Genomic DNA, 4,552 nt, shown 5'->3' with positions numbered 1-4,552 from the left:
CGCCGTCGCCCAGGCGGGCAGCGAGCCCGGCGACCCAGGCGAGGCTCCAGCCGGTACCGCCGCCGCCGTATTCCAGGCGGCGGTCCAGGGCGCGGCGGGCCGGGTCGAGGTAGGTGTCGTCGCCGAGCGGGTCGACGGCGCTGCCCGGGTAGACGCCGTAGAGGTGGGAGAGGTGACGGTGGCCCGGTTCCTCCTCGGGGAGGTCGTCCCGCCACTCCAGCAGGCGGCCGTCGGCTCCGAGGGCCGGGCGGCGCAGCCGGGCGCGGATGCTCGTCAGTTCCTCCGCGAACGCGTGGTCGACCCCGAGCTCGCGGGCGGCGGCGACGGTGTTGTCGAGCAGTTCGGCGGTGAGCCAGTAGTCCATCGTGGAGCCGGCGGAGACGGCCGCCAGGGTGCCGTCAGCCAGCCGGAATTGGTGCTCGGGCGACGTGGACGGGCTGGTCACCAGCGTGCCGTCCTGGTCCTCGACGAGGAGGTGGGTGAGGAAGCGCGCGGCCTCGCGCATGACGGGGTAGGCGCGGTCGGCGAGGAAGGCGCGGTCCCCGTGGAAGAGGTGGTGGTCCCACAGGTGGGCGGCCAGCCACGGCCCGGCCATGGGCCAGTGGAACCACATCGGCTCCCCCAGCACCGGGTTGGTGGCGCGCCAGATGTCGACGTTGTGGTGGCAGCACCAGCCCGGCGCGTCTAGTAGGCCCGCGCGGTGGAGCGCCCGGCTTCGGCGAGGTCCGTGACGAGGTCGAACAGCGGCTCATGGCACTCGGCCAGGCCGGTGCTCTCGGCGAGCCAGTAGTTCATCTGGAGGTTGATGTTCGACGTCCAGTCGGAGTTCCACGGCGGGGTGACGTGCGCGTTCCATCCCATGTCTTGACTTGGAAGGTGATCGCGGAACGGCAGAAGGGCTGACTGGCCGTCACATCGACACCCCCCTTCAACCGCATCTGGGGATTACCCGCGTCATGACCACGGTCCCATCGCGCAACGCTCCGCCCGGCGCGTGTTCCCGCCGGAATTCTCCTGGGGCGCGGCCACCGCCGCCTGTCAGATCGAGGGCGCCTCAGCCGAGGACGGTCGATCGCCCTCGATCCGGGACACCCTGCCCCTCACTGCCGGGAGCGCGCGTGGCGGGGGCCGGACCTAGGCTGGATCCAGGCGCCGGAATCCCTTCCGGCATGCACGGCTGCCGGGACGGAGGCGCGCGTGGAGACGGCCGGCGAGCAGGACGCACCCATTGCCGTTGTCGTGGTCGACCCGGACGGCGTGGTGAGCGGCTGGAGCGAGGGTGGGCTGCTGTTACTGGGCTGGACGGCGGAGGAGGCCGTCGGCCGGCCCGTGACCGACCTGCTGGTCGATCCCCCGAGCGGGTTCCCCGAGAGCGGCGGCACCGTCCCTACACCGACGGCCTGGTGGAGAGCCGCGAGCGCGACACCGAGCGCGGGGCCGCCGACCTGCTCCGGGTCCTGAGCGAACCGGCCGCGTCGCTGAAGGCGCTCTGCGACACGGCGATGAAGGTCCTGCTGCCGGACCACCGCACCGACGACGCGGCCCTGCTGCCCGCCCGCACCCGCGCGCTGGACCCCGACCACGTCGCCGACTGGGCGATCGAGCCCGACTTCGCCCAGGTGGCGCACGCCAGGCGGCTGGCCGCCGACCGACTGGCCGTCTGGGGCCTGGAGGAGACGGCGTTCGTCACCGAACTGGTCGTCAGCGAGCTCGTCACCAATGCGATCAAGTACGGCCAACCGCCCATCAGGCTGCGGCTGATCCGGAACACCTCGCTGATCTGCGAGGTCTCCGACGGCAGTGACACCTCCCCGCACCTGCGCCGGGCACGGACCTTCGACGAGGGCGGCCGGGGCCTGATGCTCGTCGCCCAGCTCACCCAGGGCTGGGGCACCCGGCACACCACCAACGGCAAGACGATCTGGTGCGCGCAGACGCTCGCGAGCACGCCTCGGACGGGAGATGCGGAGCGTACGTACTGACACCGGCGTGGTCCCTCTCTTTGTCGGGGTGGCGAGGAGCCGGACGTGCGGTGGGCACGCAGTGCCGAGCTGCGGAGCGGCCAAGTCCTTCGAAAGTTTCGACTGATCCACCCGATCCTTCGGGGACCATAGGACCGCTCCGACGCTCCGTCAACCGTTCACTGGCGGGGCGGTGCTGCTGCGCTCGACCAGGCTGGTGGCCAGATCCACCCGCAGCGTGCCTGGCCGCACGCCACGGGCGAGGTCGATCGCCAGGCGGGCCGCGGTCTCGGCCATCTCGGTCAGCGGCTGGCGCACCGTGGTCAGCGGCGGGCCCACCCAGCGGGCCAGCGGCAGGTCGTCGAAGCCGACCACGCTGAGGTCCTCCGGGATGCGCAGCCCCAGTTCACGGGCGGCCTCGTACAGTCCGAGCGCCTGTAGGTCGTTCCCGGCGAAGACCGCGGTCGGCCGGTCGGGAAGCGCCAGCAGCTCCAGGCCGACCCGCCGTCCGGACTCGTGGTGGAAGTCGCCCTCGCGGACCAGCCCCGGGTCGTACGGGATGCCCGCCATGTCGAGTGCCGCCCGGTAGCCGTCGGTCCGGGCTCTGCTGCACATCATCCGGGCGGGGCCGCCGATCAGACCGATCCGACGGTGGCCGAGGTCGAGCAGGTGCCGGGTGGCGGCGAGGCCGCCGTCCCAGTTGGTGGTGCCGACGGCGGGCACGTCCTGGCCGGGGTCGCCGGCCGGGTCCATCACCACGAACGGGATGTCCCGACCGGCCAGTCGCTCCCGTTGGGCGCGGTTCAGGTCGGACAACACCAGCACCACGCCGGTCGGCCTGCGGGCGAGCACCCCGTCGACCCAGGACTGGCCGGGGCTGAGGCGTCCGGCGGACTCGGAGAGCACGATGCTCAACCCCTCCTCGCGAACCGCGTTCTCCACGCCGCGGATCACCTCCACCGCCCAGGCGCTCTCCAGCTCGTGGAAGACCAGCTCCAGCAGCGGGCTGGCCTGGCGGCCGCCACCGCGCCGCCGGTAGCCGTGCCGCTGCAGCAGCTCCTCCACCCGCTCCCGGGTGGCCGGGGCGACATCGGCCCGGCCGTTCAGGACTTTCGAAACTGTCGGCGCGGAGACCCCTGCCTCCTGCGCGATCTCGGCGAGCGTCGCCGCTCTGGTCACGGGTTCCTCCTGCACTGCCCCTGCTGGGCGGACTCCCTCGTGGGTGACCGTACGGCAGGGATGCTAGCCCGCGGAGGGGGTCGGGCCGAACCTGCCGGAGCCCTTGACGGGGGGTCAGGACCGTCCTAGGTTTCCCGACAACATTCGGCAACTTGCTCGAAACATTCGACAGGGAGCATGGTATGCGATCGAGAATCGCCGCGATCACCGCGGCCACCGCGCTCGTCCTGGGTACGACAGCGGCCTGCGGATCCGGTGACACCTCCTCCGACGCCGGTTCCGGGACGATCCACGTGCTGGTCTACGGCGACGCCGCCAACAAGGTCGAAAAGCAGATCGTCGAGACCTTCAACCGGACCTCCGAGGTCAAGGCGGTGCTCGACACCGTGCCCGGCGCGGACTACCAGCAGAAGCTGCAGACCGTCATCAACACCCCGCGGGCCCCGGACGTGTTCTTCAACTGGGGCGGCGGCTCCATCCAGCCGTTCGTCAAGGCGGATCTGCTGCTCCCGCTGGACGACTTCATCGCCAAGGACCCGGGGCTGAAGGGCAACTTCCTGCCCTCGGTGTTCAACTCCGCGGTAGTGGACGGAAAGCCGTACGGCGTGCCGATGCGCGGCACCCAGCCGGTGCTGCTGTTCCACAACAAGAAGGTGCTCGCGGACGCCGGGCTCACCCCTCCGAAGACCTGGGACGAACTGCTCACCGCCACCAAGGCGTTGAAGGCCAAGGGCATCACCCCGATCGCTCTCGGCGGCGGCGACCGGTGGCCCGTCCTGATGTGGTTCGAGTACCTGTACGACCGCGTCGCCGGCCCCGGCCTGTTCCAACGGGCGCTGGGCGGTGACCGGACGGCCTGGGCGAGCGAGGACAGCCGCAAAGCGCTGGCCACCCTCAAGCAGCTGGTCGACGCCGGGGCCTTCGGGAGCAACGCCGACTCCGTGAAGTTCACCGACGGCGGCTCCCCGGCCCTGGTCGCCAAGGGCAGAGCCGCCTTCGAGCTGATGGGCTCCTGGTACTACTCCACGCAGCAGGACGCCAACCCCGACTTCGCCGCGTCCGGCCTCGGCTACACCGCCTTCCCGGCCCTGAGCGGCGGCAAGGGCGATGCGGCCGACGTCGTCGGCAACACCAACAACTTCTACTCCGTGTTGAAGAAGACCAAGCACCCGGACGCCGTCGCGGCCTTCCTCAAGCTGATGTACTCCGACGAGTTCGTGAAGGCGCAGCTCGCCATCGGCAACCTGCCGACCACCACCGGCACCACCGACTTCCTCCACCTCTCGGCCAGTCCCGGGTACTCCAAGGACCAGTACGACCTGGTCAAGGCCGCGCCCTCGTTCCAGCTCTCCTGGGACCAGGCCTACCCGCCGAGCGCCATGACCCCGATACACACCGCGGTAGTTCTTCGA

The 4,552-nt window shown here is 71.0% G+C and carries 5 protein-coding genes and 2 pseudogenes; 4 read left to right on the top strand and 3 right to left on the bottom strand.

What is annotated here, in order from left to right; genetic code table 11:
- Positions 1 to 613, bottom strand: a pseudogene (locus tag C2142_RS36940) (glycoside hydrolase family 95 protein); the annotation flags it as partial.
- A gap of 71 nt (positions 614 to 684) precedes the next feature.
- Positions 685 to 861, bottom strand: coding sequence for a hypothetical protein (locus C2142_RS36935; protein ID WP_153882852.1), 177 nt, complete (start codon positions 859 to 861; stop codon positions 685 to 687).
- Positions 862 to 970: 109 nt separating this feature from the next.
- Between C2142_RS36935 and C2142_RS36930 the strand changes: the two genes are divergently transcribed.
- The 3 genes and pseudogenes from C2142_RS36930 to C2142_RS36925 all read left to right on the top strand — a co-directional run.
- A complete protein-coding gene (locus tag C2142_RS36930) occupies positions 971 to 1,138 on the top strand; it encodes a family 1 glycosylhydrolase (protein WP_277347353.1) in 168 nt (55 codons plus the stop codon).
- A gap of 59 nt (positions 1,139 to 1,197) precedes the next feature.
- The gene (locus tag C2142_RS41200) at positions 1,198 to 1,461 is read left to right on the top strand and encodes a PAS domain-containing protein (protein WP_277347352.1); all 264 of its coding nucleotides are present in this window, start codon (positions 1,198 to 1,200) and stop codon (positions 1,459 to 1,461) included.
- Positions 1,389 to 1,982 (top strand): annotated as a pseudogene (locus tag C2142_RS36925) (ATP-binding protein); the annotation flags it as partial. The gene C2142_RS41200 and the pseudogene C2142_RS36925, both read left to right, overlap by 73 nt.
- 150 nt (positions 1,983 to 2,132) lie before the next feature.
- On the opposite strand, the gene C2142_RS36920 reads toward C2142_RS36925, so the two are convergent.
- Positions 2,133 to 3,140, bottom strand: coding sequence for a LacI family DNA-binding transcriptional regulator (locus C2142_RS36920; protein WP_241003040.1), 1,008 nt, complete (start codon positions 3,138 to 3,140; stop codon positions 2,133 to 2,135).
- Positions 3,141 to 3,322: 182 nt separating this feature from the next.
- Between C2142_RS36920 and C2142_RS36915 the strand changes: the two genes are divergently transcribed.
- Positions 3,323 to 4,552, top strand: a 1,230-nt coding sequence (locus tag C2142_RS36915) for an extracellular solute-binding protein (protein WP_241003039.1), incomplete at its 3' end; no start/stop codon positions are given.

This window comes from Streptomyces sp. CB01881, assembly GCF_002953255.1.
In the GTDB taxonomy this organism is placed as follows: Bacteria; Actinomycetota; Actinomycetes; order Streptomycetales; family Streptomycetaceae; genus Kitasatospora.
Note: the sequence above shows the minus strand (reverse complement) of the source record. Positions and strands in the feature narration are given on the sequence as shown.

Coding starts and splice junctions, on each gene's coding strand:
- C2142_RS36935 (WP_153882852.1), bottom strand. CDS start 861: ATGGGATGGAACGCGCACGTCACCCCGCCGTGGAACTCCGACTGGACG.